Annotated in this window: 23 protein-coding genes; 10 read left to right on the forward strand and 13 right to left on the reverse strand. The window is 62.2% G+C overall.

Annotated features, from left to right (window positions below; all coding sequences use genetic code 11):
- Positions 1 to 133 precede the first annotated feature (133 nt).
- From BRA62_RS04390 to xerA, 4 genes are all read right to left on the reverse strand, one after another.
- Positions 134 to 1,486 (reverse strand): mannose-1-phosphate guanylyltransferase/mannose-6-phosphate isomerase, encoded by a 1,353-nt coding sequence (locus BRA62_RS04390; RefSeq protein WP_292365107.1) that lies wholly within the window; start codon positions 1,484 to 1,486, stop codon positions 134 to 136.
- 273 nt (positions 1,487 to 1,759) lie between these two features.
- The gene (locus tag BRA62_RS04395; protein WP_292365109.1) at positions 1,760 to 2,203 is read right to left on the reverse strand and encodes a tetratricopeptide repeat protein; all 444 of its coding nucleotides are present in this window, start codon (positions 2,201 to 2,203) and stop codon (positions 1,760 to 1,762) included.
- 132 nt (positions 2,204 to 2,335) lie between these two features.
- Complete coding sequence (locus tag BRA62_RS04400) at positions 2,336 to 3,271, reverse strand: SDR family oxidoreductase (protein WP_292365111.1); 936 nt, start codon at positions 3,269 to 3,271, stop codon at positions 2,336 to 2,338.
- A gap of 406 nt (positions 3,272 to 3,677) precedes the next feature.
- Positions 3,678 to 4,592: a site-specific tyrosine recombinase/integron integrase gene (gene xerA, locus BRA62_RS04405; protein ID WP_292365113.1), complete on the reverse strand. Its 915-nt coding sequence runs from the start codon at positions 4,590 to 4,592 to the stop codon at positions 3,678 to 3,680.
- Positions 4,593 to 5,865: 1,273 nt separating this feature from the next.
- Here xerA and BRA62_RS04410 point away from each other — a divergent pair.
- From BRA62_RS04410 to BRA62_RS04430, 5 genes are all read left to right on the forward strand, one after another.
- A complete protein-coding gene (locus tag BRA62_RS04410; protein WP_292365115.1) occupies positions 5,866 to 6,447 on the forward strand; it encodes a DUF5806 family protein in 582 nt (193 codons plus the stop codon).
- The gene (gene mobB / locus BRA62_RS04415; RefSeq protein ID WP_292365117.1) at positions 6,444 to 7,199 is read left to right on the forward strand and encodes a molybdopterin-guanine dinucleotide biosynthesis protein B; all 756 of its coding nucleotides are present in this window, start codon (positions 6,444 to 6,446) and stop codon (positions 7,197 to 7,199) included. The genes BRA62_RS04410 and mobB overlap by 4 nt, the downstream gene beginning before the upstream one ends.
- Positions 7,200 to 7,204: 5 nt before the next feature.
- Complete coding sequence (gene glmM / locus BRA62_RS04420) at positions 7,205 to 8,575, forward strand: phosphoglucosamine mutase (protein WP_292365119.1); 1,371 nt, start codon at positions 7,205 to 7,207, stop codon at positions 8,573 to 8,575.
- Between the two features lie 424 nt (positions 8,576 to 8,999).
- A complete protein-coding gene (locus BRA62_RS04425) occupies positions 9,000 to 12,548 on the forward strand; it encodes a hypothetical protein (protein WP_292365121.1) in 3,549 nt (1,182 codons plus the stop codon).
- Positions 12,545 to 12,832, forward strand: coding sequence for an acylphosphatase (locus BRA62_RS04430; protein WP_292365123.1), 288 nt, complete (start codon positions 12,545 to 12,547; stop codon positions 12,830 to 12,832). The genes BRA62_RS04425 and BRA62_RS04430 overlap by 4 nt, the downstream gene beginning before the upstream one ends.
- Here BRA62_RS04430 and cas1 read toward each other — a convergent pair.
- Complete coding sequence (gene cas1, locus BRA62_RS04435; RefSeq protein WP_292365125.1) at positions 12,814 to 13,764, reverse strand: CRISPR-associated endonuclease Cas1; 951 nt, start codon at positions 13,762 to 13,764, stop codon at positions 12,814 to 12,816. The two genes, BRA62_RS04430 and cas1, sit on opposite strands and share 19 nt — an antisense overlap.
- Before the next feature lie 445 nt (positions 13,765 to 14,209).
- Between cas1 and BRA62_RS04440 the strand changes: the two genes are divergently transcribed.
- The 3 genes from BRA62_RS04440 to BRA62_RS04450 are packed head-to-tail and all read left to right on the forward strand — an operon-like array spanning position 14,210 to position 17,231.
- Positions 14,210 to 15,499 (forward strand): phenylacetate--CoA ligase family protein, encoded by a 1,290-nt coding sequence (locus BRA62_RS04440; RefSeq protein WP_292365127.1) that lies wholly within the window; start codon positions 14,210 to 14,212, stop codon positions 15,497 to 15,499.
- Positions 15,499 to 16,800, forward strand: a complete 1,302-nt coding sequence (locus BRA62_RS04445; protein ID WP_292365129.1) for a phenylacetate--CoA ligase family protein — start codon at positions 15,499 to 15,501, stop codon at positions 16,798 to 16,800. The genes BRA62_RS04440 and BRA62_RS04445 overlap by 1 nt, the downstream gene beginning before the upstream one ends.
- Positions 16,800 to 17,231, forward strand: coding sequence for an ACT domain-containing protein (locus BRA62_RS04450; RefSeq protein WP_292365132.1), 432 nt, complete (start codon positions 16,800 to 16,802; stop codon positions 17,229 to 17,231). Before BRA62_RS04445 ends, BRA62_RS04450 begins: the two co-directional genes overlap by 1 nt.
- 144 nt (positions 17,232 to 17,375) lie before the next feature.
- On the opposite strand, the gene hxlA is transcribed toward BRA62_RS04450, so the two are convergent.
- Complete coding sequence (gene hxlA, locus BRA62_RS04455; protein WP_292365134.1) at positions 17,376 to 18,665, reverse strand: 3-hexulose-6-phosphate synthase; 1,290 nt, start codon at positions 18,663 to 18,665, stop codon at positions 17,376 to 17,378.
- A gap of 161 nt (positions 18,666 to 18,826) precedes the next feature.
- Here hxlA and BRA62_RS04460 point away from each other — a divergent pair, with 161 nt between their 5' ends.
- Positions 18,827 to 19,846, forward strand: a complete 1,020-nt coding sequence (locus BRA62_RS04460; protein WP_292365136.1) for a TIGR03557 family F420-dependent LLM class oxidoreductase — start codon at positions 18,827 to 18,829, stop codon at positions 19,844 to 19,846.
- A 540-nt stretch (positions 19,847 to 20,386) separates the two neighbouring features.
- On the opposite strand, the gene BRA62_RS04465 is transcribed toward BRA62_RS04460, so the two are convergent.
- Positions 20,387 to 20,725, reverse strand: coding sequence for a P-II family nitrogen regulator (locus BRA62_RS04465; protein WP_292365137.1), 339 nt, complete (start codon positions 20,723 to 20,725; stop codon positions 20,387 to 20,389).
- A gap of 12 nt (positions 20,726 to 20,737) precedes the next feature.
- Positions 20,738 to 21,931 carry an ammonium transporter gene (locus tag BRA62_RS04470; protein ID WP_292365139.1) on the reverse strand — a complete coding sequence of 398 codons (1,194 nt, stop codon included), beginning with the start codon at positions 21,929 to 21,931 and terminating at the stop codon, positions 20,738 to 20,740.
- A gap of 145 nt (positions 21,932 to 22,076) precedes the next feature.
- On the opposite strand from BRA62_RS04470, the gene BRA62_RS04475 reads away from it, so the two are divergent.
- Positions 22,077 to 22,634: a DUF2115 domain-containing protein gene (locus BRA62_RS04475; protein ID WP_292365141.1), complete on the forward strand. Its 558-nt coding sequence runs from the start codon at positions 22,077 to 22,079 to the stop codon at positions 22,632 to 22,634.
- Between the two features lie 65 nt (positions 22,635 to 22,699).
- Here BRA62_RS04475 and BRA62_RS04480 read toward each other — a convergent pair whose 3' ends face one another.
- The 5 genes from BRA62_RS04480 to cobT all read right to left on the reverse strand — a co-directional run bounded on the left by BRA62_RS04480 (position 22,700) and on the right by cobT (position 26,631).
- A complete protein-coding gene (locus BRA62_RS04480; RefSeq protein ID WP_292365143.1) occupies positions 22,700 to 23,227 on the reverse strand; it encodes a nitroreductase family protein in 528 nt (175 codons plus the stop codon).
- Between the two features lie 76 nt (positions 23,228 to 23,303).
- Positions 23,304 to 24,500, reverse strand: coding sequence for a TraB/GumN family protein (locus tag BRA62_RS04485; RefSeq protein ID WP_292365145.1), 1,197 nt, complete (start codon positions 24,498 to 24,500; stop codon positions 23,304 to 23,306).
- Positions 24,493 to 25,035 (reverse strand): YkgJ family cysteine cluster protein, encoded by a 543-nt coding sequence (locus BRA62_RS04490; protein WP_292365147.1) that lies wholly within the window; start codon positions 25,033 to 25,035, stop codon positions 24,493 to 24,495. The genes BRA62_RS04485 and BRA62_RS04490 overlap by 8 nt, the downstream gene beginning before the upstream one ends.
- Positions 25,023 to 25,577 (reverse strand): GMP synthase subunit A, encoded by a 555-nt coding sequence (locus tag BRA62_RS04495; protein WP_292365149.1) that lies wholly within the window; start codon positions 25,575 to 25,577, stop codon positions 25,023 to 25,025. Before BRA62_RS04495 ends, BRA62_RS04490 begins: the two co-directional genes overlap by 13 nt.
- A gap of 37 nt (positions 25,578 to 25,614) precedes the next feature.
- Positions 25,615 to 26,631 carry a nicotinate mononucleotide-dependent phosphoribosyltransferase CobT gene (cobT, locus tag BRA62_RS04500; protein WP_292365151.1) on the reverse strand — a complete coding sequence of 339 codons (1,017 nt, stop codon included), beginning with the start codon at positions 26,629 to 26,631 and terminating at the stop codon, positions 25,615 to 25,617.
- Positions 26,632 to 26,962: the final 331 nt, after the last annotated feature.

Consider the following 26,962-nt stretch of genomic DNA (forward strand, 5'->3'; position numbering starts at 1 on the left):
TGACCGCTACACTACGGGGGTACAAGAAACTTAAACCACCGATACCCGCGGCATCGGCTCCTATATTCTATGTACCGCGGGATTATATCGGTTTGGTCGCGGGCAGGCGGGGGAGGGGGTCCCGCCGGCCGGTTCACGTCCGCTCGAAGTCGTCCTCGAACCTGATGATATCGTCCTCGCCGGTGTACTCCCCGATCTGGACCTCGATCAGTTCGAGCGGCAGGAGGCCGGGGTTCGCGAGCCGGTGGACCGTTCCCGCCGGGACGAAGGTGGACTCGCCGTTGCGGAGGAGGGAGGTAGCGTTTCCGATCGTCACTTCGGCGCACCCGGTGACGACCACCCAGTGCTCGGAGCGGTGGTGGTGCATCTGGAGCGAGAGGCGGCGGTTGGGGGGGACGGTGACCCGCTTGATCTTATACGACTGCCCCTCCTCGAGGTTCGTGTAGGAGCCCCAGGGCCGGTGGACCTGCATGTGGAAGAGAGCCCGGGAGTCCCCCTTCTCGCGGAGGGCCTTTGCAATCTCGCCCACCCGCTGGGCCTCGTCCCGGGCGGTAACCAGGATCGCGTCCTTCGTCTCGACGATGGCGAGGTCGTGAATGCCGACGGTGGCGACCAGGCGGTCCGCAATGATCAGGTTCTCGGAGGAATCGATCCCGATATGCTCGCCCCTGACGGCGTTCGCTTCCCCATTCTTTGAGAGGGCGGCGTAAAGGGCGTCGAAGTTTCCCACGTCGCTCCAGTCGGATTCAAGCGGCACGACCGCCGCCCGCCGGGTCTTCTCCATGATCCCGTAGTCGATGGAGAGGGCGGGGGTTGCGCCGTATGCCTCCTCGAGGGGCTGCTCGAACGCCCGCACCACCTCCGGTGCGCACGCCTCGCACTCGGAAAGGAAGAGGCCGGCATCGAAGCAGAACATGCCGGAATTCCAGAGGTAGCCGTCGGCGACATACCTCCCGGCAGTCTCGAGATCGGGCTTCTCGACGAAGGCATCCACGATTGAGCCGTCTTCGAGAGTCTCGCCGGGACGGATATAGCCGTATCCGGTGTGGGGCAGGGTCGGCCGCACCCCGAAGGCCACCAGGTAGTCCTTGCTAAGCCGCTCCGCCCGGCGGAAAGCCTCCTGGAACTGCCCGGTCGCGGTGATCAGGTGGTCCGAGGGGAGAACCGCGACGGTATCGGGTCCGTCCTCCCGGGTAACCTCGCGGACGCCGTAGTAGATCGCCGGCAGGGTGTTTTTGCCCACCGGCTCCACGAGGACCCTGCAGTCGCACCCGATGGCGGCGAGCTGGTCTCTGACCAGGAACCGGTGGTCGGTGTTCGTGACGATCGCGATCTCCTGCGGAGAGGAGAAGAGGAGCGATCGCTTCACGGTCTTCTGGAAGAGAGACTCGTCGTCGACCAGCGGGATAAACTGTTTCGGGTAGTGTTCCCTTGAGAGCGGGAAGAGGCGGGTGCCGCTCCCGCCTGCAAGTATGAGCGTCTTCATGGGATTGACTCCGTGCCGGAGGGCACTCGATGGTATAACTCTATTGCTGTAAGGAGGATAAAAACGTAAGGTTTTCCGGGTTCAGGAGAGCCCGGCGATCTCGCGGTGTTGACGGGACGAGCCGGGGCGGCCGGGCAGGGGTGCATGCGGGACCGGAACGCGAAACGGCCCGTATCGCACCCGGCGGTGTACCGGCCATTGGCCACGGGATTCCGGCGACGTAGTGATCTGCCGGCTGCTCCATCCTATCCCTGGAAAAATGAGCATTCTCTCTCAAGCCCGGGTCATCGTCGAATTTCCGGGGTAGAGTGACCTGGCCTGCGGATCGAGGTCTTCTGCCACCGCAAGAACCCGTTCGGCCTCCTGGTAATTCCCGAACCTGCCGAGCACCATGCCGTAGGTAACCCAGGCGAAGATGCACGACCGGTCGATCGTGAGCGCCTGCCTGCACGCAAGCACCGCCTCCTGGGGGCGGTCGAGCCGGGCGAGGATCACCGCCCGGTTGTTCCAGGCGTAGACGTCATCGTTGTCGGAGAGTATCGCCGCACTGAACGCAGCCAGGGCTTCTTCATAGCGTCCCTGCCTCTCAAGCGCCACACCCCTGTTGTTCAGGGCTGCAGGGTCGTGCGGGCCCTCCACGATGATGTCGCTGTACGCCCGTGATGCATCTCTGTCATCACCCTTGCGGGGCATCTCCGGTGTAACCAATCGGGGCATACGTCTTGCACCTCGCACCCCTTACTGCAGGGTGACGATATATAAGTTCCTGCGCCTATCACGCCCGGAGACGGGGCGACCCGGGATCGGCCGGCAGGGTGCCCGAAGCCGGGTCACGGACCAGGAAAGCGGTTACCGGCCGCCGTCCCGGAACCAGGCCACTGTCTCGCGGAGCCCCGCTTCAAGCGTGTAGCGGGGGGAAAACCCGAAGGCATCGCGGGCCCGGGTGATGTCGGCGAGCGAGTCGCGTACGTCCCCCGGTCGCGGCGGCTCATAAACCGGCCGGCGGTGTATGCCGGTGATCGCCGAGAGACTCCCGGCAAGTTGATTGAGGCTTATCCTGCTCCCCCCGGCAATATTGAAGATGCCTGAGGCCTTGCTCTCCATCGCCCGGATGTTCGCCTGGACCACGTCGGCGACGAAGATGAAGTCCCGGGTCTGCTCCCCGTCGCCGTAGATGATCGGCGGCTTGTCCTCGAGCATCCGGGTGATGAAGTTCGGGATCACCGCCGCGTACTCGGAGTTCGGATCCTGCCGGGGACCGAAGACGTTGAAGTAGCGCAAGAATGCCGTCCGGATGCCGTAGAGATCGGCAAAAACCGTCCCGTAGTGCTCGCCCGCGAGTTTCGAGACCGCGTAGGGGGAGAGCGGTCCCGGCGCCATCGTCTCGTGTTTGGGGAAGACCGGATCGTCGCCGTAGATCGCCGAGGTGGAAGCCGCCACGACCGCCGGGACGCCGCATTCCTTTGCGGCCCAGAGAACGTTCAGGGTCCCGGTCACGTTCACCGCGTTCGTCTCCAGCGGGTTTGCTACAGATCGGGGGACCGAGGCGACGGCCGCCTGATGGAAGATGCCGTCCGCCCCGGCACAGGCGTCGACGAGCAGAGGGAGATCGGTGACGCTCCCCTCGACGAACGTCACCCGGGGATGAATCAGGAGACGCTCGATGTTCTCCCGCCGCCCTGAGGAGAGGTCGTCGACGATCACGACATCGTGCCCGTCGCGTGCCAGCCGCTCTGCAAGGTTGGATCCGATGAACCCCGCCCCGCCCGTGACGATGTAACGCATTACGGATACAGTAAGCACTCCAGTGATTTGAGCGTTGCCGAAGATGATGATCGGTAGGAGAAAGATGCCTGCACAGGACAGCGGTCAACGCCGTAACGCGAGAAGAGTTCAGATTTCCGCAAGTGTTGGTTCGGGTACAGCCCCCCAACCACCCAGTATGTTGGTGATTCGCCGGGGGCACTGGTGACTTCCCTTCGCGTTCTTCGCGTCTTCGCGTGCGTCAACAGCATATAGATAGTGACAGGCCTCACGCGAAGTCGCGAAGGCGCGAAGTTGGATTTCGTGACTTCCATGAATCAGCATCCCTTTCGCACCTCAGCAAGACCCGTTCGCCATTCTGAGACCCTATGGCGGGCTGCACCCATATAGCGTCATGCAGTTTATTTGCATTGTCCGATCGGCCTGATCACTCCTTCCCATTCCCGTTCGAGAGCGGGAAATACTGCTGGTAGACACGTTTTCGCTCGTCGATATCGGTATGCAAGTATATCTCGGTCGTCTTGATGGAGGAGTGCCCCAGGTTCTCCTGCACGACACGGAGGTTCTTTGAGCGGCGATATAGCTCGCTTGCGTAGGAATGGCGGATTTTATGGGGCGTAATCCCGGAAGGCGCGTATTGCTTGAAGAGATGCTGGACGGTTCGCGGGGAGATATGGTTGCCCTGCTGGCCCGGAAAAAGCGGCCCCTCGATCGCGTTGCCGATGAACCGGTTAATCTCTTCAAGTGTCGCTTCGTCGATGAATACAGTGCGAATTTTGTCGCCTTTTCCCTTAACCCGGATAGTCTGTTCCTCGAAATCGATATCTTCAACGTTTATCGCGCAGAGCTCCGAAACGCGGACCCCGGTAGCGTAGATCAGGCGAACGATCAACCGGTCCCGGCTGTTTTCAATCGTGTTGATCAGGCGGATCACCTGGCTGTGTTTGAGGTATTTCAACTCCTGATTCTTGATCCGGGGCCGTTCCACCCCGAGCATCGGGTCGGCGACCACGGCCCCCTGCACATAGAGATACTTGTAAAACGAGGAGAGCGTTGAGATCATCCGGTGGAGGGTCTTGGGCTTGTAGTCCTGCCTTTCCGCAAGATAGGAGAAGAAATCGGTGACGAGGGCTGCAGAGACGTTGACGTCCGCATCCAGCGGAGCGCTGTCGAATGCGGCGTCATCGAACGAAACCTCATCCGAGTTCTGCCGGAGCCAGGCGTACCGGGCGAAACGCCGAACGGTCTGCAGGTATTTTTCGATGGTCCGGGGCGAATAATTCCGCATCCGGAGGTAGCTGCTGAAGCGATCGAGCCATTCTGAGAAATAGGCGTTTTCCATCGTATAATAAATGGAATAACGGAGCATATCAAAATTGCGGTAAATGCCTATTCCCCGCAATGGATCACATACCCAGGAAACCCCGTCCGAACCCTGCCGGAGCCGCCGGCACAGGGAACGCTGCACGCCAGGCCACGTCCCGCGAGGCACGGGTCCCGGAGCCTGGCGAAGCGGGAATGCAGGTAATACGAGCACGTTTCATCGAGCAGAACCCGTAGACCGACCCCACCAATACCATGAGGACAGACAGTCCCGCAGCCGCCCGGCGTAGAAGGGCCGAACCCGCCCTTTGGAGGAAAAGCAGGGAGAGAGACCATCTTCGCGTTCTCGAAGATTCGGGCCCCCCAGGCCCGTCGCAAGTCGCACCTGGCGGTGCTCCTGCTCCGGCCGCTCGCGAGGCTCGCGCCCGTCGCACTCCAAAAAAAGATATTGCGGTGATGCATGGAGTGTCGGAGTTAGGAGGTATGGGACTGCCATCCCGGGTGGACGGGGACAGACCCTGCTGAATACGTCCTCTTCCAGGTATATGAACCCCTTACCGCGCGGGGAGAAAGTGAACGGCCCGGGAGCATCACCGGTACCACGCGACCCCCTTATCCCACCCACATATAAAGGACCTCAACAGAATGCCGTAGGCGCCCGATCGGCCCTGCAGGCAACCACCACTACAAGAATGGGTGCGATCCTGGCTTAAAAACGCGATATGGAGGTCCCGGATCCTGAACAACCATGCGACAGGGCACCACAGGCGCAAAGGGTGCCGGCATACAGAGCCCTGTAGAAAAAACGCGAGAGGCCCTATACTACCGCCCACACCAGACCGACAACAGGACGGCATCCCGGGGAAACCGCCGGCCGATCCCGATATGCTGCAAACCCCATAGGGAACCCGTGCCCCGTTTCGAAAAAAACGCCGCGATTTGACCAACGGCACCGTGCCCCTTCGCACCCCGACAAGATCCGGCGACCGACCACCCGCATCCCCGGGCAGGTGCAGCCCCTCGATGTGCGATACCACTACAAAACGCTCCGATTGAGGCAGAGCCGGAGCTAAAAACCCGGATCACCACCCCCATCGCCGGAACAAATGGACAAACATAAACCATATGTTGCTATACTAAATGCGGAGTGAGGGGGGACGCAAGTCCTGCAGAGCCTGAGCGCAGCCGGACCCTGTGCGACACTCAATTTCCCTGATTGCCCCCCTACCTGCCCGGTACCGCCGTTCAACCAGCCCCATTGAAATAGCAAAACCTACAAGAGGATAGATGAAATGGAAGAGCCTGACAGCATCAAAGACCCGAACAAGTACCAGAAATTCAAGAAGGTGGATGGCGCCGCCTACCAGCGGGTCAACCAGTTCCTGCGCAAGCACACCCACATCACCGCCCGCGAGTGGGCGATCGCACGCCTCTGTGCAGACTTCAAGACCACCAGCGGCTCGGAGATGACGTTCATCGGGGAGAACCTCCCCGAACTCTGCCCGTTCATGGTCGACTCCTACACCCCGCAGGCAGTCAACCAGGCGAGGAGCTCGTTCAAGAAGAAGGTGAAGAAGGCAGGAGCCACGTTCTTCTATGGCGCCATGTGCGGATTTTTCACCGCAGAAGAACTCGACGAGATCCTCTTTGAGGCAAGCGAGGTCGCCCGGTTCCTGCTGGAAGTCGAAGGGACGAGTCTGAACCTCGACGACGAGATCGATGTCGAGGACCGGATCACCGAGGTGATGCGGGGCGTGGCCGAGGCGGCGTCGGTCATCCTGAAGACCCGGCCAGGCCAGGAAGGCGAGAGCCAGGAAGTACAGGAGCCGGGAGAGCCGGAAGTACAGAGTCAAGAAGAAAAGGAAGAGATATGAAGATCATACAGATCGTCGGCCGCTCGAACACCGGGAAGACCACGTTCATAAAGAGCCTGATCGGGGCGCTTTCCAAACAAGGGACCGTCGGAGCAGTCAAACACCTGGGGCACCACGGCTTTTCGCTCGAGCCCGGAAAAGACACCACCATATACTATGAATCACATGCTGCTATATCCGGCGGCGTCGACGAGGAGAAGTCGGTCATCGTCAGGCGCGAGAACGATCTTAACTCCACACTGGAGATCCTCTGCAACGCCGGGGTTGAGTATGCTATACTCGAGGGATTCAAGTCGAGATCGTTTCCGCGGATAGTGATCGGCGATCTCGAAAGCGAGAACGTCGTGCTCCGGAACCCTTCGGTCGAGGAGACCCTCGCCGCACTCGACCGGTTCGAGGACTACCATACCGTCGAGGGGCTGGTCAGGGAACTGAAGCGCGAGTGCGACGTCCCGCATGCCGGGGCCATCCTCACCTTCAACGGGATCGTCAGGGAATGGACCGGCACCGAGCGGACCGCTTACTTAGAGTTCGACGAGACCGTCGATGCCGTGACGGAGAGTATCCTGCGGGAGGTGAAAGCGGTCCCGGGGATCATCGGCGCACGATTCCACCACCGGAAAGGGCGGCTCTATGCCGGAGAAGATATAACCTATCTTGCTATACTTGCAGAGCACAGACAGGAGGCGTTCGCCGCCGCCGGCAACGCAATCGACAGGCTCAAGCGGGAACTACACGACGTGGAGAAGTGACATAGATGCGAAACGGAAAACGGATGTTTGGAACGAACGGCGTACGGGGCGTGATCGGAGATATGATGACACCGGCCCTCGTCCTCAAGATCGGCGCCGCGCTCGGATCGATGAGGAAGGGCACCATCGCGGTCGGCAGGGATACACGGACGTCCGGCGAAGCCCTGACTCACGCCCTCAAGGCCGGCCTCCTGATGACCGGGTGCGGCGTGGTAGACGTGGGCATCCTCCCCACGCCGGCCCTGCAGTATATCGTAAAGACCAACCAGTACGCCGGCGGCGCGATGATCACCGCATCCCACAACCCGCCCGAGTACAACGGCGTGAAGATCATCGAGGCCGACGGCACCGAGATGTCCGATGAGGAGATCATCGTGCTCGAAGACCGGTTTTTCGCCGGGGAGTTCGACACCGTTCCCTGGGACGGCGTCGGCAGGGAAGCCGCCGCACCCGAACTGCTGGAGGAGTATATCGAGGCCGTCGTGAGGCACTTCCCGGCGGGCATCGGCGAGGGCATGACCGTCGTCGTCGACCCCGGTTCCGGCCCCGCGGCGCTCACGACGCCGAGCATCCTCTCAAGGATGGGCTGCCGGGTCCATACCATCAACGCCCGGCTCGACGGCACCTTCCCGGGCCGGATGCCCGAACCGACCCCCGAAGGACTGCAGCCCCTCTCGGATATGGTCGTCGCCACGGGCGCGGACTTCGGGGTGGCGCACGACGGCGATGCCGACCGGGCGGTCTTCGTCGATACCAAAGGACGCTATATAGAAGAGAACTATGAGTTCGCCCTGGTCGAGGACTACGTCTGCGCCAGGAACAGCGGCGGGCTCGTCGTCACCCCGGTCGCCACATCCCGGCTGATCAGGGATATCGCAGAGAAACACGACTGCACCGTCGACTATACCCCCGTAGGGAGCATCTATGTCGCAAGGAGAATGATCGAACTGATGGGCGAGGGGAAGAACGTCTCCTTCGGGGGTGAAGGAAACGGCGGCCTGATCTACCCCGACCACCAGTTCTGCCGGGACGGGGGCATGACCGCCGCCATGATGGTGGCGGTTCTCGCAAGCCATAACGGCAGAAAGCTCTCCGATATCCTCGACGAACTTCCCGCATACCACCTGGTCAAGGAGAAACTCCGCACCGGGGACCCTGCCGCGCTGGTCCGCGCCGTCGAAGAGGCATTTTCGGGAGAGGCCATCGAGAAGATCGACGGCATCAAGATCGTCAGGGACAACGCCTGGGCCCTTGTGCGGGCATCGGGCACGGAACCGATGATCAGGATCATGATCGAGGCAAAGGACCCGGGCGTCGCGGATGCCATGTACCGGGAGATCATGGTGGTCGCGACGGGCCGAAGGGCCGGAGCGTGAGAAAACGCGGAAGCGTTTTCGAGTTGCGACGCTCCGCAAGGAGCGGAGCAGGAGCACCGTCAGGTGCGACTTGCGAAGGGCGGGAGCGAGGGGCGACGGGCCGAAGGGTGCGATGGTCCGAAGGACCGGAGCTTGAGAAGCCGTCGGGTTTCGAGCCCGGAGCGTGAGCACCACAGGTGCGACTGGTCAGGCGGGCATGATCGCTATATCCCGCCTAGATAGGATCGATCCTTCATGAGGCATTCGATTCGGGGTGTCTCGGAGACTCCTGTCGTTCATCATATCCCCAATATTTCCGGGGATCTCTCTGAATTCTACTGAAAAACATTCTTGTGGGAGGGGGGCAATCTATATATCTGATAATGGATATGCATGATGCAGTACCCACGGGAGAGCGCTGATCAAAATGAATGGAAAACTGCAGATGAAACAGAAGATAAACTCCGCTATCTCGTCTGGCGATCTGCGTGAGCTTGAAAAGGTAGTTTCGGACATATCGGAGACCCAGACGCGGAAGGAGAAGAAATCGCTCTACGAGCAGATGAATGCCGCCCTGGTTGAAGCGGCGTTCGACGAAGGCCAGCCCGAACTCTTAAGCCAGCTCGTCGAACCGACCAGGGAAGAGATATTCGCCCTCGCCAGGCGTGCTGCGGCACTCTATAGTGAGAACAAAGATGAAGCATGGTTCTACGCAATATTCACCCTGGTCGATAAGCTTGATCGTAAGAGCCATCAGTCAGATATCCTTGCCGGGATCTCCCGCGATCTGGTCCAGGCGGGGGTCGATACCGGGGACATCCACTATATCGAAAAAGGGGGAGAGGCCTTCGACAAGATCAGCATCCGTAAATACCGCTCGGCAATCCTCTCCGAGATCATCCCGCTCTTCATCCGGTATGGCCAGAAACACCAAAACGTCGACATCATGCAGTATGCTCTCCAGATGCTCCCCGAGATCGGCGATATATCGAGACAGTCACAACTCCATGCCGATGTGGCCCGGGCGATCGCCGGTTCCGGCATCGAGTCAGGCGATATCAACCTCGTGATAAGCGGACTTTCGAGCGCTACCGAGATCAACCAGAAGATCCGGCGCACCAACTCAATCTCCGACATCGTGGACGCCACCTGGAAATCCTCGCTGAAGAAGGAGATCTCCGACATCGAGCAGATTATAGACTCCCTCCCCGACATCCCCGAAGAGCGGCTCACCGAAGTCCTCGCAATCCTGACCGAGCAGCTCCTCGACCGCCAGCGTGACAAGAAACAGGTATACGCCAAACTGCTCAGGATCGATGACGTGAAACCGTGGGCAGGCCAGACCCTCGTCCTCGAACTCCTGAAGAAGGCAGAGCGGAGCGGGGAACGCTGGTTCCTCGAGAAGGCGTTCGAGTTCAATGCCCGGGCCGTGGGAGAGACCCAGCTCCCCATCGAAGAGATCGTTCTCTCCGGGATTGCAGTCGTCGAGAAGAGTGGAAACCCGACCATCCTCCTCGACATCACACCGCTGATCGACGAGTCCTGCGACGCAGCGAAGGCGGCCCAGCTCTACCGGCAGATCACCGACGCACTCTCCCGGATGGGCGACTTCTACCACGCAATCGAGGTCATGAAGAAGGCCAGCACCAGTACGCAGAGGATCAACGCCCAATTTTTCGATACCAGTGTCCGCCTGATCAAAGAGGGTGTCAGGCGCGACGAGATCGGACTCGTCCGTGAGAACATCCTCGCCACACTGGATACCGATATTGCCGACTCGCTGGTACACCAGGCGGTGACCGACTTCTGCAAGGAGTACGACTTTGACGAAGTTGTCAGGCACATACCGGCCATCAAGGAACTTGCGGGGTCGCACCACGCACAGGACCCCCTGCTCCTCGAGTGCAACACCATCCTGATCGACCGGGGGTTCGTCCGCCAGAAAGACCCGTCGGCTCTCGTGGACCTGGTGAGCCAGATCGGAGAGCAGGCCCTGCGAGAACAGGCAATCTCGACCATCGCCGTCGAGATGGCACGGATCGGCGTCAGCCGGAAAGACCGGGACCTCCTCCGTCATGCGACCGGGCTCACCTGTGAGATCATGGACCATCAGTCACGGGCCGAGGCGATGGGCGGCATCGTGGATCAGGCGGCCGTGCTCGCCGTCGAGGACGGCGACCTGGACCTGCTGCACGGGATGCGGGTCCTCTCCACGTCCCTGCTGGAACGGGACTACTGCCTCTTTGCAATGGGCAAGGTGATTCACGGCCTGATCATGTACGGGATCGAGCAGCTCTCGCTCCGGGCTCTGGATGAGGCGGCCCAGATCCTCTCCCAGATCAGCGACCCGTCCCTGCAGCGGCAGCTGGCCGACCCCCTCATCGAAGGCTACGTCCGTGTCGGGAGCCTGCAGGCGGCAGACCAGCTCTCCCGGGGGAGAGCCCGGATCTTCGAAGGCATGATGGAACCGTTCGAGGTCGCGCTTGCCCTCCTCCAGGCCAACACCCCGCACGAGGAGATCTCGATTAAAATTGCAAGCTACGTCGACATCATGCTCGAGTACACGCAGGTCTACAGAAGCCCGATCTTTGCGATCCCCATGACGCTCTTCTCCCTGGAGATCGAGGGGGATTACGAGCGGACCGCCATGATCCAGAGGATTCTCACCTTCTTCACCAGCTACACGAAAGAGTTCGACTCGGCCGATCCCTATGAGGTGACGGCGTATCTGCTCGAGGGGATCGAGGGAGGAGCAGCGGCACAACCGGTCCTCGAGTTGATGTACCGCCTCTTCGAGCACACCAGCGACGTCTATGCGCGCTACTCAGGGATGTACCGGATCGTGAGCGCCTACTCGGCCCTCGGCAATGAAGACCGGGCCGAGACGATCATCCGGAGGCTCCATGAGACCATCGGCACCATCTCCGATCCGTCCGTCCGTACAATCATGCTCTCCGACCTCGCCGGGCTCATGGCCGGGATCGACCACAGCGCAGCCAGAGGCTACCTTGCCGAGGCGCAGGAGACGCTCGATTCCGTGGGGCAGGAACGGGAGGCATTCGTCAGGAAGAACCTGATCTACGCCGCAAGAAGCCTCAGCACCGTAAACAAGCAGGAGAAGGACGTTGACTGGGCGATTGAGCAGGTCGGCAGAATCGAGGATCCGGTCGAGTATGTGGACGCTCTCGCGGCGGTCTTCGATATGGTCAGCGAGCCTGCGCAGAGGAAGGAGATCCTCTCGGCCATGTGCCATACCGTCGTGAGCATCCCCTCTCCCTACATCCGGCTCTCAATGCTCTTTGACGTGGCGCAGTTCGCCGAAACCTACGGAGATGAAGAGGAGATTGACGAACTGCTGGACGGCATGGAGAGAACCGCCGGCTATGTTCAGATCCCGTTCATCACCGCGATGACGCAGCAGCGGATGGCCCAGATGCTCTTCTCGTTCTACCGGGCGAGCGGAAAGCCGGTCGCTCGAGAGCGCGCTGCCGATATCGTCTCCACAATCGACGACGACAGGATCCGGTACAGCCTGATGGTCCAGCTCGAGCAGGCCATGCCCCAGTCATGGAAGAACACGGTCTACGGCAGGATCCTGGACTGCCGGGACAAGATCCGGAGCGGCGATTACACCACAAAGGACATGGTCACGCTTGATAGGGCGATGCGGGCGGCACCAGACCGGGCGAAGCGGGCGACCTACTACACCGAACTCTACCTCATCGCCAGGAACGCAGGGCAGCACGAGGTTGCGGACAGGATGCTGCTCTGCGCGCTCGAAGAGGCACGGATCATCAGGCCGCTCTCGCGGCGGGCTTTTGTGCTCGGCGATATGGCGTGCCGGATATACGCAGAGCGCTACGAAGACCGCTCAAGGGAGGTCCTTGATCTGGCCGTGAGCGAGGCCCTCAACATCCGCGACTCGATGATCCGGGACGAGGTATACGACGAGCTGGATATGTCCATGCGGATCATCCAGGAGCACTGGCTGTGAAGACGATCGAGATCAGGATAGCCGGGAGGGTGCAGGGCGTCGGGTTTCGTGCATGCATCAAGAGGATCGCCACCAACCTCGGCGTAGGCGGCGAGGCGATGAACCTCCCTGACGGGAGGGTGCTCATCACCGCAACCGCCGAACCCGTCATCCTCGACAAGTTCGTCTCCATGCTTTATGGATGCCCCCGGGTCGTCATCAGGGACCTTACCCAGCGGGAGATTACCCCTGCCACCTACCCCGAGTTCACCATCCAGCGGGGCAGTTACCAGTACAGCACGTGAAACTCAGCGTTCGCAAGGAGCGCATCCCGCAGGATGCGCACCTGCGCATCGATACGGGACTGGTCGATTGAGTCGCGAAGCGCCGCGATCAGGCGGGCCGAGAAGTTTGCGTCAAGGTAGCATCTCTTTTCACCGCATTCGTAATCCCCGTCCCCGATCTCTTCACGGGCAAACCTAATGACGGCACGGTCCACCATCACCGCTTTCTGTGGTTCGATGAGGTCGTGGACGAAGCTTCCAGCCCCCTCGTGAAGCATGCCGAGGTCGGGGTCGAGGTGGGCGCCGACCAGCGCGACGCAGCAGTTGCCATACAGCATCGCGTATCCGAGCGAGAACATGGCGTTGACGGGATCGAGGTACGGGCGGCTCGTCCTGCGCCGGAACCCGAGTTCCGGCGGGAGCGCGCGGGAGAGGATCTCGTAGTACATATCGGCGGTCAGGCGGGAGAGCCTCCGCAGATCCTCCATGGTGACCGAGACCGCGAGTTCCTCTCTGGCCTGGTAGAGGAAGTCGAGTTCTCCGGCGTAGAAGATCTCCTGCCCGGCGCGGTCATAGAGTTCCTCGAGGAGGAGGAGCCTCGACTGGAGGCCGGCCGTCGCGAGCGGCTGCGCGAACCGGTGAGGGGCGGCCCGTTCCTGGGCAAGGCGCACAGCCTCGTCCGGCCGGTAGCCGTAGGTAGAGGCACCCGACGGGTAGAGGCACCCGACGGGCGTGCCGTCGATATCAAAGAAGGTGATGACAGCACCGGCTTTGAGGAGGTTTGTCACCGCAGAGGTGTGCAGGGTATGGCCGCCGACGATCAGGAGGTGCTTCACTGCCTGGAGGGGATAACGCCGGGTCTCGTTCCCGTGCGCAATGACCAGCTCCTGTGTCGTCGCCTTGATGTGCCCCCCATAGCCGAAGACGGGGAGCCAGGGTTCCGTCGCTGTCATCCGATCACTCTGGAAAGGAGTATTGGGCGGTTTTTGGTGATTAATGCATCGAATCGCCGGGATACAACGAGAACACGATGTCACCGGTAGGCAGGCGGTTCGGCGGGTCGAGCACCTATGCCTTCGCTATTCCCGCCAACGCGACCTTTCCTGGCGAAACGCGAATGTTTGTAGACTACGTTCTGGACGCGTTCCGTGAGGGGCGACCAGGTTGGCCCACCCCGATGAAACAGGAACCGGGGGCTGCCATGGCGTACCATGCCAAGCATTGACAAACCTTTTTTGGCACCGGCCGCTCATATAGAGGTAGAGTAGCCCGGCGGCGCGGCTCCGGCAGGTCATCGGACGGCCGCCGGAGTACCGCACCCGGATAACGGATGCCGGGCAGTATGCTGCCGGAGACGGAGCATATCCTCTCCGGCCGGCGAAATACCGATGGGATATTATGTTCTGGAACAGAGCGATGGAGACGATCCGGCCGGATGAACTCGCGGATCTTCAACTGAAGCGACTGAAATGGTCGCTGCATCAGGCACAGAAGGTAGGGCTATACCAGAGAAAGCTGAAGGAAGCAGGCGTCTCGCCGGACGATATCAGGACGCTCGACGACGTTGAAAAACTTCCCTTTACTTACAAGAAGGAACTCCGGGCCGGATACCCGTTCGGCCTCTTCGCGACCCCCTTGAAAGAGATCGTCCGGATCCACACCACCTCCGGCACGACGGGGAAGCCGACCGTCGTCGGCTACACCCGGCAGGACCTGGAGAACTGGTCGGAACTGATCGCACGGAACATGACGATGATCGGCCTTGGAGAGGACGACATCTTCCAGAACGCGGTCAACTACGGCCTCTTCACCGGAGGGCTCGGGTTCCACTACGGTGCCGAAAAGATCGGGATGACCGTGATCCCGAGCGCAACGGGCAACACCCGCCGCCAGATTGAGATGATCGAGGACTTCGGGGTGACCGCAATCCACTGCACCCCGAGCTATGCCCTCCACATCGCCGAGGTGGCAGAGTCGATGGGAAAGACGCTGGACTCCTTAAAGACCGGGATCTTCGGTGCCGAACCCTGGTCGGAAAGCATGCGCACGGAACTCGAACGGCGCCTCGGCGTGAAGGCCTACGACAGTTACGGGCTCTCGGAGATGTACGGCCCGGGGGTGGCGTTCGAATGCCCGGAGAGGGACGGGCTCCACATCTGGCACGACTTCTACCTTACAGAGATCATCGACCCGAAGACGGGGGAGAGGCTCGCGCCCGGGGAACGGGGCGAACTTGTCATCACGCCGCTCGTCAAGGAGGCCCTGCCGCTCGTCCGCTACCGCACCGGCGACGTGACCCGGCTGATGGACGACGGGTGCGCCTGCGGGCGTGGGCCAAAGATCGAGCGGATCACGGGCCGGAGCGACGATATGCTGGTCATCCGGGGGATCAACGTCTTCCCTTCGCAGATCGAACACGTGCTGCGCGCCCTCCCGGAGGTCGGGGAGCAGTTCATCGTATATATTGATCGCGTCAAACATCTTGATGAGATGACTATCGAAGTGGAGATGAGCAGGGCGGGGTTCTCCGGAGAACTGCAGGACCTTGCCCGTATGCAGAAGAAGATTACCGGCGAGCTCCACAATACGCTCGGTCTTCGGACCGCGGTGAAACTGGTGGAACCGGGGTCGCTGCCCCGGTTCGAGGGGAAGGCGAAACGGGTCGTCGACCGGCGGGGGGCGATCTGATGCCGCCCTGGAACCCGCGGACGGAGGAGATGCCGCTCGGCGAGCTGCGGCGGCTCCAGTTCAAGCTCTTAAAATCCCTGGTATACCGGCTCTACAGTTTCAACGAGTTCTACCGGCTCCGGATGAAGGAGCACCAGGTTCATCCCGACGACATCAGGATGCTTGAGGATGCCGCGAAACTCCCGTTCATGTACAAGGGAGACCTGCGGGACGGCTACCCGGACAGGATCTTTTCCGCCGAACAGAACGAGCTGGTCAGATACCACGTCTCCTCCGGGACGACGGGAAAACCGACGGTCGTCGGGTATACGGAGCGCGATATCGAGAACTGGAGCGAGTCGCTGGCACGCGGGTTCTCCTCCTGCGGTCTCGGGCGGGGCGACGTGATGCAGGTGAGTTACGGGTACGGCCTCTTCACCGGCGGCCTCGGCGCCCACTACGGCGCCGAACGTGTCGGCGCGACCGTCCTTCCGACGAGCGTCGGGAACACCGAGCGGCAGATCGAACTCATGCAGGACCTCCACGTCACCGCCATCGCCTGCACCCCCTCCTACCTCCTCCACATCGGAGAGGTAGCGGAGAAGATGGGCGTCTCGATCAAGAACGACACCGATCTTCGCATGGGCTTCCTCGGCGCCGAACCCTGGTCGGAGCAGATGCGGACCCGGATCGAGGATTGGCTCGGGATCCGGGCCTACGACATCTACGGGACGAGCGAACTCTCCGGCCCGATGTTCACCGAATGCACCGAGCAGCAGGGGATCCACATCTGGGGCGACCTCGCGCTCGTGGAGATCGTCGATCCTGCAACCGGCGAGGTGCTCGCGCCCGGCGAACAGGGCGAGCTGACGATCACCATGCTGCAGAAAGAGGCACTTCCCATGGTCCGGTACCGGATCGGCGATCTCACCGCCGTCGAGGAGGGGGGCTGCGCCTGCGGCCGGACCCATCCGCGCATCGGCCGGATCCGGGGACGGGTAGACGATATGTTGATCATCCGGGGCATCAACGTCTTCCCGTCACAGGTTGAGCATGCGCTGCTTGAGATCCCACAGGTCGGCAGGCACTTCCAGATCGTCGTCGACCGCAAAGGCGCGCTTGATTCCATGCTCGTGCGGGTGGAAGTGAGCGAGGAGGCGTTCTCCGACAAGATCACCGAACTCATGGTGATCAAGAGAGCGGTGGAGCACCGCCTGCGGAGTTCGCTGAACGTGAGCGTGGACGTCGAACTGGTCGAACCGGGAACTCTTCCGCGGTTTGAGGGCAAGTCAAAGAAGGTTGTTGACAGGAGGTCACTGTAATGGAGAAGTCGTATATCGTCAAACAGATCTCGATCTTTTCGGAGAACCGCCCGGGGCGCCTCGCGGCGATCGCCGGTGCGTTGCGGGATGCGGGAATCAATATATTTGCGTTCAGTATCGCCGAGGCGGACGGGTTCGGAGTAGTCCGCGCGCTCGTCGACCAGCCGGACGAGGCCCACCGGACGCTGACCGATCTCGGGTTCCGCGTCTCGTTCACCGACGTCATCGGCGTGAAGATGCGCGACGAGCCCGGCGGCCTCTCGGATATCGCATCGATCCTCGGGGATGCCGGGATCAACATAGAGTATGCCTACGCCTACTCAGGCAGGGACGGGGCTGTCCTGATCCTGCGCGTGGACCAGGTCGAGGACGCCATCCGGCAGATCCTCGGCCGCGGCGGAGAACTCCTCAAAGCATCCCTCTCGGGGTAACCCCGGGTCACACAGGAGCCCGGGCCTCTCCCGGCCCCTCGGCCTCGTCTTTGCGGAACATGTGAACCAGGATACACCCCTCTCGCGATTACGGGTGTCAGGCACTCTGTCGCAAGCACAGATAAAAGCGGTGCCCGCCGCCGGTCAGTGCCGTTTCTCCCATTTCAGGAGTTCCGAGACCTCCGAGAGCGTCCGCCCGCGCCGGATCTCTTCGCGGAGCCGCTCTTCGGTCTTTTTTACCTCCATTGACCGGCGTGCGACCTCGTAGGCACGTTCCCGCGGGACCACCACGACACCGCTCTCGTCGGCGACGATCCAGTCTCCCGGCCGCACCTCCTGTCCGCAGCAGACGATTTCAGAGTTGATCTCTCCAAGGCCCTTCGGGTCCCCGGCGTTCGGGACGGTCGCCGTGGCGAAGACGGGAAACCCCATCTCCCGGATATCGTCCACATCCCGCACCGCTCCGTCGATCACGACACCCGTAATCCCCCGGTTCTTCGCGGAATGCGTGGCGAGTTCTCCCCAGGGCGCGATCTCCCTCCTTCCATCGTTGCTGATGACGAGGACTTCTCCCGGCCCGGCAACGTCGATCGCCTCGACGGGTTTTGCCCAGTCCCCGGCGGCGGTCCGGACGGTCACCGCCGGGCCGACCGCCTTTACCCTGCCGCAGATGGAAACAATGCCTGCCATCGCTCCTTTCCGGTGCATGGCGTCGGTGACGTTCGGTGCCGAAACCCCCTCGAAGAGACGGCGGATAGTGGCATCGGGGCTCTCCTCCTCCCCCGGCCGGACTTCCGGCCGGTCGATGGCCTCCCTGACCCGCCGGGCCGCCCCGGTCACGTCGGCGGCCTTGATGATGTTTCCACCGACGATGACGATCGAAGCCCCGGCGGCGACCGCTTCGGACGCGGTCTCTGCGTCGAGCCCGCCCGCGACGGCGATCGGGATGGTCGTTTCCCCGGCAAGGCGACGGAGGAGGTCGAGCGACGACCTGCCGATCATCTGCTGGTCGATGCCCACGTGGGCGTTGATGTAGTCGACGCCGAGCGCCGCCAGTTCCCGCGAACGCGAGACGGGGTCGCCGACGTTGATGAGGTCGGCCATGAGCCGGACGCCGTACTTGCGGGCCGAACGGACCGCCTCGGCGATAACGGTATCATCGGCGTCGGCAAGGACGCAGACGATGCCTGCACCGGACTTCGCGGCCATCTCCACCTCGACGGCGCCGGTATCGGCGATCTTCATGTCCGCGACGATCTCGTGACCGGGGAAGCGCTCCCGGAGCGTCCGGACGGCCTGCATCCCCTCGCTCTTGATCAGGGGCGTCCCGGCCTCGATCCAGTCCACACCGCCACGGGCCGCCTCATCAGCGATCTCTACCGCACGATCGAGCTCAAGGAGATCGAGCGCCACCTGGAGAGTAGGCGTTGCCATGCAGTACAGTATGGCGAGGGTTCTATTTATCTGGTGCCGGGCCGGGGAAACCTATATGCTATGGGATGCTTGAGATAGCCGGCGCCCACGCCGGTCCCATTCGTGCCCAGAAGAAGAGCGGGACAGGGACGGCCGTATCGGCGGTACGGATGTGATGACGGATGGTCGAAATTGGCTATAAACTTGCATGCGAAGAGCACGGCCCCCTGGATCTTGTCTGCAACGCCCGCCAGGCGGAAGATGCCGGCTTTGCGTTTGCCATGATATCGGATCACTACCACCCCTGGACGAACCGGCAGGGACAGAGCCCGTTCGTCTGGGGCGTGATCGGCGGCATCTCGCAGGTGACGGCGGATCTCCGGCTGGTGACGGGCGTCACCTGCCCGACGATACGGCTCCACCCCGGCATCATCGCCCAGGCTGCCGCAACCGCCGCCATGATGATGCCGGGACGGTTTATCCTGGGCCTCGGTTCGGGAGAGAACCTCAACGAGCACGTCTTCGCCGACCGCTGGCCCCCGGCGCCGGTCCGGATCGAGATGCTCGAGGAGGCGGTGGAGGTGATACGACTGCTCTGGAAGGGCGGCATGCAGGACTACTACGGCGCTTTCTACACACTCGAGAACGCGCAGGTCTTCTCGCTCCCGGAGAAACTCCCGCCGATCTATATCGCGTCCGAAGGCCCGATCAGCGCATCCATGGCCGCGCGGGTCGGCGACGGGTTCATCAACCCGGGCAGCAACGCGGAGGAGAACCTCATCATCTTCCGGGACTCCGGGGGCGGCGACAAGCCGGCATACATCGAAAACTCCGTCTGCTGGGCCCAGACCGAGGAGGTCGGGAGGACGACCGCCTACGAGCAGTGGCCCATCGCGGCAAACACCGGGGAACTCAACAGGGTCCTTCCCACGCCGACACACTACGAGCAGGCGGCGAAGATGGTGACGCCGGAGGACGTGGCGGAGCACGTCGTCTGCGGCCCCGACCCGGAGGCGCACATCAGAAAGATCGAGGAGAGCGTCAGGAAGGGGTTCGGCCACGTCTGCGTCCACCAGATCGGGTACCAGCAGCGTGAGTTCATGGAGTTTTACCGGGAAGAGGTTCTGCCGCATTTTGGGGAGGAGAAGAGGGAGAGAAGGAGAAGAGGAGACAAGGGATTACAAACAGCGTATAGCGGATGACCGAAGATTCCAGCGTACGCAGGTCGTGGCAAATAGCACCCTCCTGAACGGTGCAAGACCCGGTGCAGTGGACCGTGGGAGCATCGCCACGCACTGCCCGCCCCCTTTGGGGGGCGGAACGACTGCCGGGAGCGTAGCGAACGGCAGGAGTTTGAGCACCGTCAGGTGCGAGCGAGGAGCGCGAAGCGCGGGTGGTGGGGGGTTTTGAGGAGATGTTTGCGGGCGCCCACATAGGGGGAGCGCTCCTGTCATGAAAGGGCCGACGGATAGTGTCCGAGGCTTGAGATAGACGAAGATCTTCGGAGCACGTGTTTGAACACCATCAGGTGTGAAGAGACAGGGGAGGGGGCACGCCCCCCTCCCCGTCAGCCCCTCCCCAAAGGGCGATATCCACCGAAAAGCCGTGCAAGAGTTGTGCGATCACGAGTGGTAGGAATATGAGTATCGCAGGCGCAAGTGGCAGCAAACTGAATGTTCAGAGTCCAAACATCTGTGCCACTAACCAGCCCCGTGCAAGACCCCCGAACCAGCCCAAAAAAATTACGCTTCCTCCGGATCCTCCAGATCCGTCCGCACCCTGCAGATACTCTCGACCGGCAGAACGAAGATCCTGCCGTCGCCGGGCTTGCCGGTCCGACCGTTCGCCCGGCAGATACCGATGATCTTCTCGACATCGGCATCCTTGACTACCATCTCGATCTTCACCTTCGGGATGAGCTCGACCGGCATCGTCTTTCCCCTGAACCGGAGGGCGATACCCTTCTGCGCCCCCCGCCCCATCACCTCGCTCACGGTCATCCCGTAGATGCCGTCGGCCTCGAGCGCCGCTCTCACGGCATCGAACATCTCGGGCCTGATGACTGCAGTAACCATCTTCATTTGTGCCACTCCTCACACCCGCACAGACTCGCCGTGCTGGGCGATGTCCAGCCCGACATACTCTTCCTCCTCGGTGACGCGCAGCCCCATCACCGCATCGACGACCTTTGCGATGACGTAGGTCACGCCGAACGAGTAGGCCACGACCACGGTCACATCTGCGATCTGGATGAGGAGCTGGCCCGGGTTCCCGTAGAGCAGACCGTCCACGCCCCCGATTGCCGCGACCGCAAAGACCCCGGTTGCGAGAGCGCCGAAGATGCCGCCCATGCCGTGGATAGCCCACGCATCAAGGCTCTCATCCAGGCCCTTCTGAACCCGGAAGAGCAGGGCACCGTAGCAGACGAGGCCGGCAGCGGCGCCGATGGGGATGGCGGCCATGGGCGTGACGAACCCGGCCGCCGGAGTGATGGCGACGAGGCCCGCAATGGCACCGCTGATGATCCCGACCGAACCCGGTCTGCCGCGAACCCAGGCGGCGCAGAGCCAGGCGAGAGCCCCGGCAGCGGCCGCGATGTTCGTTGCGACGAACGCGTTTGCCGCAAGGCCGTCCGCGGTGAGAGCGCTGCCGGCGTTGAACCCGAACCACCCGAACCAGAGAAGCGCCCCGCCGAGGAGGACCATCGGGATGTTGTTCGGTTCCATGCCGTGTGAACCGAATCCAAGACGTTTTCCGATGACGAGCGCCAGCGCCAGCGCCGAGAAGCCGGAACTGATGTGAACGACCGTGCCGCCGGCAAAGTCGAGCGCTCCAAGCTGCGCGGCCCATCCGCCGCCCCACGCCCAGTGGGCAAGCGGGTCATAGACCAGCGTTGTCCAGAGCAGGCCGAAGACGACGAACGAACTGATCTTTATCCGCTCTGCAACCCCGGATGTCACGATTGCGAGCGTGAGGCCCGCAAAGACCATCTGAAAGGCCATAAAGAGCAGGTCCGGAATCCCGTCGCCCTCCATCCCGACACCCTGCAGGAGGGCGTACTCCAGGCCCCCGATCAGCCCGTTGATATCGGTGCCGAAGGCAAGGCTGTAACCGCAGACGACCCACTGGATGCTGACAAGGGCAAATGCGATGAACGCCAGCGCGAGCATGGAGATAAAGTTCTTCCGCCGCACGAGCCCGCCGTAGAAGAGCCCCACTCCCGGCGTCATCAGCATGACCATTGCCGTACAGACAAGGATAAACGCCGTAGCGCCGGTATCAATCATGCCCCGGCCTCCGGCTCACCCACAAGGTGTTCTCGCCATTCATCGGAAGGAAGTTGCCTTCCTACACTTATAAATTTTTCTAAATGAAGCGTACTCCGGGGGAGGACTGATACATCCTGCGATCAAAGATCATCCGTGTGATCCGATGAGCCCGGGAGAAGGCGAGACGAATACCCGCCGGGTCTGCGCCCGCCTGCGGTCGGCAAAGACCCGGGCGGAACTTGCAGATATTCTCTACCGGGAGGTCTCGGGCTACTCGCTCTTCGACCTCCAGGAGATGCGGGGGAGGGTGGAGCGGGACCTCCGGTCTGTTCCCGCCGGATACCGGCAGCGCCTCTACCCAAGCGTGATGGAGCAGATCTTTAAGACGCATCACACCCTCATCGCCGCCGCCCGCCGTGGAGAACTGGGAGACGGGGAGAGGCCGCTCCCGGGCGAATTCCGGGACTTCTGTGATATGGTCGAGAAGACGTGCCTTCGCGGAGGGGAGGGGGAGCGGCACCTCGAACTCCTCTACTTTCTCCTTGCCGCCTTCAACCTCTTCGTCCTCGACCGCCCCGCCCACCCGGTGGGCACGCCGTTTCCCGGTGGGTTCGAGGTAGAAGCCAGGAACGGGGAGTACCTCTGCCCGGTCAGGGAGAAGGCCGACGACGTCGAGAACGCCCTCTGCCCCTACTGCCCGGCAAAGCAGAGCGACGGGTGAGAGAGCCATCTGGTACCACCCAGACGCTTAAAACGGAGCAAAAAAGTAATTCTTGTTATACCAGCCTACTCTTCCTCGTAACGCTCGAAGAACGTGACCTCGTCGAGGATCTTCTTCTTCGCGATCTGGATCTCCTCGGGGTATCCCGCGGGCACGAGGGATACAAGCGTGTACTCCTCGGGAACGTTGAGGAGTTTCCGGACGTCCTCGGCATAGTCCTTCTTCTCTCCCGCAACCCAGCAGGACCCGACCCCCCATGCCTGGAGCGCGAGGAGAAGTTGCATCGTCGCTGCACAGCAGTCTTCGAGGTAGTACTTCGCATCCCGCTTCCCGAAGACGGCGAAACAGATGGGCGCATCGGCAATGAACCTGGCGTTCTCGGCCAGGTCCGCGATCGCCCGCAGCGTATCGCGGTTCTGGACGGCCCCGAAGAGCCAGGGCTGCTCGTTTCTCGCAGTCGGGGCAAGGCGGGCGCAGTCGAGGGCGTCTTTGACGATCTTGTCCTCGACAGGGCTGTCCTTGTACTTCCGCACGCTGTGCCTGCTCCGTATCACGGTGACACCGAGATTAACCGTTCCACCAATCGGACTCATGCAACGATGATGGGCACTCCAGGCCTAAATACCTTGGGGAAACGGAGGTGGGAATGCCCCCGACGGAGATGCAGGCCTAAAAGAGACCCTGTATCATCCGAAGCATGTTTGAGAAGCCGTCGACGATGACCACGGCCGGATCGATCCCGAGGACCGGGAAGATGAATATGAAGTAGGCGAAGGTCCCGAGCGTGCTCCCGACGTTCGCGAGGGCTGCAACCAGCACCACCCTAAAAAGCGGGATCTTGCGCATCTCCGAGAGCGTTTCGGCCTCGATGATCTGCCGCATCTCGCCGGCAGCAGGCTTCCTTATCTTCGCTTCAACGATGGCCGCAAACCATCCCGCCGCAAGCAACGGGTTGAGAGACGTCATCCAGGAGACGGCGAACGCCGTGGCTGCCGAGAGGGGGTGCCCGCCGGCGAGCAGCGTGAATATGGCGCTCAGGGTACCGTTGATCAGGAGCCAGTAGAGGAGAGCGGTCAGCAGGACGTCGAGTCCCAGGCCCGAGAAGACTATGGCAGCGATCAGCAAGAGGAAGAGGACGGTGACGGCCGCACCGAGGATCTTCGCCCACGGCAGACCCTTCTTCTCGGCAGTCAGGGACGGGAGAGGCGGCAGTGTCTCCGGTGCGTCGAGGTAGCGCTGCACCCCCGGGATGTGCCCGGCACCGACGACCGCCAGCACCCGCTCGTACCGGCTCCCGAGCATCAGGATCTGGTGACCAAGATACGCGTCCCGTTCATCGATCAGGGCCTGGGCGCCCTGGGGAGAGAACTTCCGGAACTCCTCCATCGCGGCACTTACCACGTCCTGGTTCGTGAACTCGTCAACGTCAATCTCCTGGCCCTCGACACTCACGAGCGAGTAGATCAGGGCTCCGATGAGTTTGATCTTCTCCCAGATCCCCATCATGCCCCAGAACCGGGCAAGCGTGATCCGGATATCCCTGTCGATGAGCGCCACGGGCTTCTGGTGCGCTTTAGCCTCCTCGATGGCGACCAGCATCTCGGCACCGGGTTTCACGCCGGTCTCGGCGCCGATCCGCTGCTGGATGTAGGTAAGCACCCACTGGACGAGGAGCCTGCCGAAGTTCCCGCCTTTCAGAATCTCCCCGACCGAGGGCTCGGCTGCCTCCTCCGTGAGCGATACGAACCGGCCTTGGTCAAGTTCGACGCCGACGATGTCGGGCTGGAACTCCTCAATTGCGGACCGGACTTCCTCAACGCTCTTCTGCGAGACATGGGCCGTCCCGACGAGACGAATCTCAGTCATGGAGCACCTTCACGCCTTCGCTGTCGATCACGACGCGTTTTCCCGGCGGCACCGTCGCTCTCCGGTAAACGGCGCGGACACCGGCCTCTTCCGCCGCCTCGGCGGCCTGACGCCTGCGGAGGTCGGTTGCCGCATCGTGCGCGCCGCAAGGAGAGAGGGGCGTGCCGAGGCCCGGGCATTCCGAGATCAGCAGATCGTCGTCCACCAGCATAAACGGGTAGGTGCGGCAGATCCAGGGACGGTGGGCGTACACGGAGCACCGCCCGTCCCGGAGAAAGATACAGGCGTCCGCCGTGCGCCGGATACACCAGGCAAGCGTGTACTTCCCGCCGTTTTCTGCACTGATGAAATCAGGATAGGGCTCGGCGACCTCGTCCCAGGCCATCCCGGTCGCCGCCATGATTGCCCGGATCTCGGCAGGGCTCACCAGCACGAGGTTTGAGTCCTCCGCGACCCGCCGGCAGCAGGCACCGCACTCCCGGCAGCGGAACCCGAAAGACCCGACCCGGCTCGCAACGTCGTCTACTCCGAGCATATCCTGTCAAAATTTTCAAAGAGAAGCCGGCCGTTGACGGTATGGCTGACCTCCGGGTGCCACTGGATGCCGTAGAGGCGCTCATCCGGAGACGCCATCGCCTCCACACCGCAGATAGCCGACTCTGCGAGCCGGATAAACCCTTCCGGAACCACCGAGACCTCATCCGCGTGCGAAGCCCATACCTGCATCCGGTTCGGGTAGCCCTCAAGGAGGCTACTCCGTTCGAGGATCTCGACCTCGACCGCACCGAACCCCCCGCTTGCACCCCGGCGGATCGCGCCTCCGCGAGTCGTCGCCATGATGTGCAATCCAAGACAGATGCCGAGGACGGGAAGATCGAGGTCAAGGTACGCGGGAGCGACCCCGGCGCGGTCGAGGGTCGGGCCGCCGCCGAGGATGATGCCCCGGCAGCCCCGGGCGACCTCGGCCGGCGGCGTCTCGTTCGAGATCATCGTGGCCTCGATGTCCATGTCACGGAGCGTCCGGAGGATCAGGTGGTTGAACTGTCCGTGATTGTTGACCACATAAAGTGGAAGCATTGCTTATAGGTTGATGTAAAAGGGTATAGTCCTTCCCTCAGGCATACTTACTGACGAAATCAAAGACTTTCCGGGTGATCTCTTCGGGCTCGTGACCCATCAGGTAGGCGAGCGTCAGGGCACCACCGGCGCCCATCCCTTCCTTGACCTCGCCGATGCAGTAGCGGGCGAGCCCGACATGCCCGATACCGGCGAAGTTCGGGTCGACGAAGTACGCGGCGGTGCCGACGTCGGCGACCGTCTGGACGAACCCGGCCGAAGGGTCGTCCCTGACGTAGACCGTCGTCGCAAGGCGCGGCACCCGCTTTCCGAGCGCTTTCAGGGTAGCCGCGACGGCAAGCATCTGGGTCCCGCCGGCAAACAGGATCTCGCCGGCATAGGTGCTCGCGATCCCTGCAGCCACCGGCATCATGGGGTCGCCGGCGGCGCGGAGGATCTCAAGGGGTTCTCTTGCGCCCGTCGCGTCGATCCGGGCGAGCACTTCACTGCAGACGGCGTCTTTCAGGCCGACGGGGTTCTCGGCAAAGGCACTGCTGACCGAGGCGTCGTAGCCGAGCGCCCGCAGAACGCAGAGAGCGGTTGTCGTCCCGCCGGGAACGCACTCCCCGAGCATCAAAAAGTCGCTGTACTGCGAAAGAAGCCTGCCGACCGTCTCGCCCCGCTCAAAGAGGAGAGCTGCATGCGGCACCGCGTCCTCCTTCCGGGGATCGCCGCCGGGGCTTCCGTAGACGTCCAGGCAGGGGACGGTGGGGGCATGGGCGAGCCCTGCGTTGATGAGGACGGGGGCAAGCCCGGTCAGTTCTATCATGGACCGGGTGATGGTCGCCGGCGTCGGGCACCCGGTGGGCGTGTTCGGCCGGGCCGACACGCTCGTGATCGCGCCGGTCGTGACGAGCTCCGCATCCAGGTTCGGGGTAAGCAGGGTCTTTTCCGGGGTCGGCCCGGCGCCCGATATGCCGGGGACGGTGGAGAGCATGGTGTTGCCGAGGACGAGCGCCATCATCGGGCGCTCGGGTCTGATCAGTGGGTCTTCCGAGAGGAACGGGTGAGACATCTGGTACAGGGTAGGCGCTGCAGAGTAGAAGAGGTTGCTGTCGGGGCGTGGCGGGAAGGAGAAGGAGCCAGGTGTGGTTGGGGAGGGGGGCGCATACGTCTCCGGGGCCGTGGCAAGGTATTCCCCGGCAATTCCAGTACAGTGGACCGTGGTGGAATCGCCATAGGGGGGAGAGGACAGGGGAATCCGTGTCCAAGAACGTTATGGACAGGATAGCCACGAGCACGAGCCCTAAAAACCCACATGCACCCACTCTCACGGCGCAGTCCCCAATCCTGTCCGTCGCCGCTCGCACCTCCGGTGCTCATGCTCGCTACGCTCACACCTCGAA

The organism is Methanoculleus sp. UBA208 (genome assembly GCF_002498065.1).
Taxonomy (GTDB): domain Archaea; phylum Halobacteriota; class Methanomicrobia; order Methanomicrobiales; family Methanoculleaceae; genus Methanoculleus.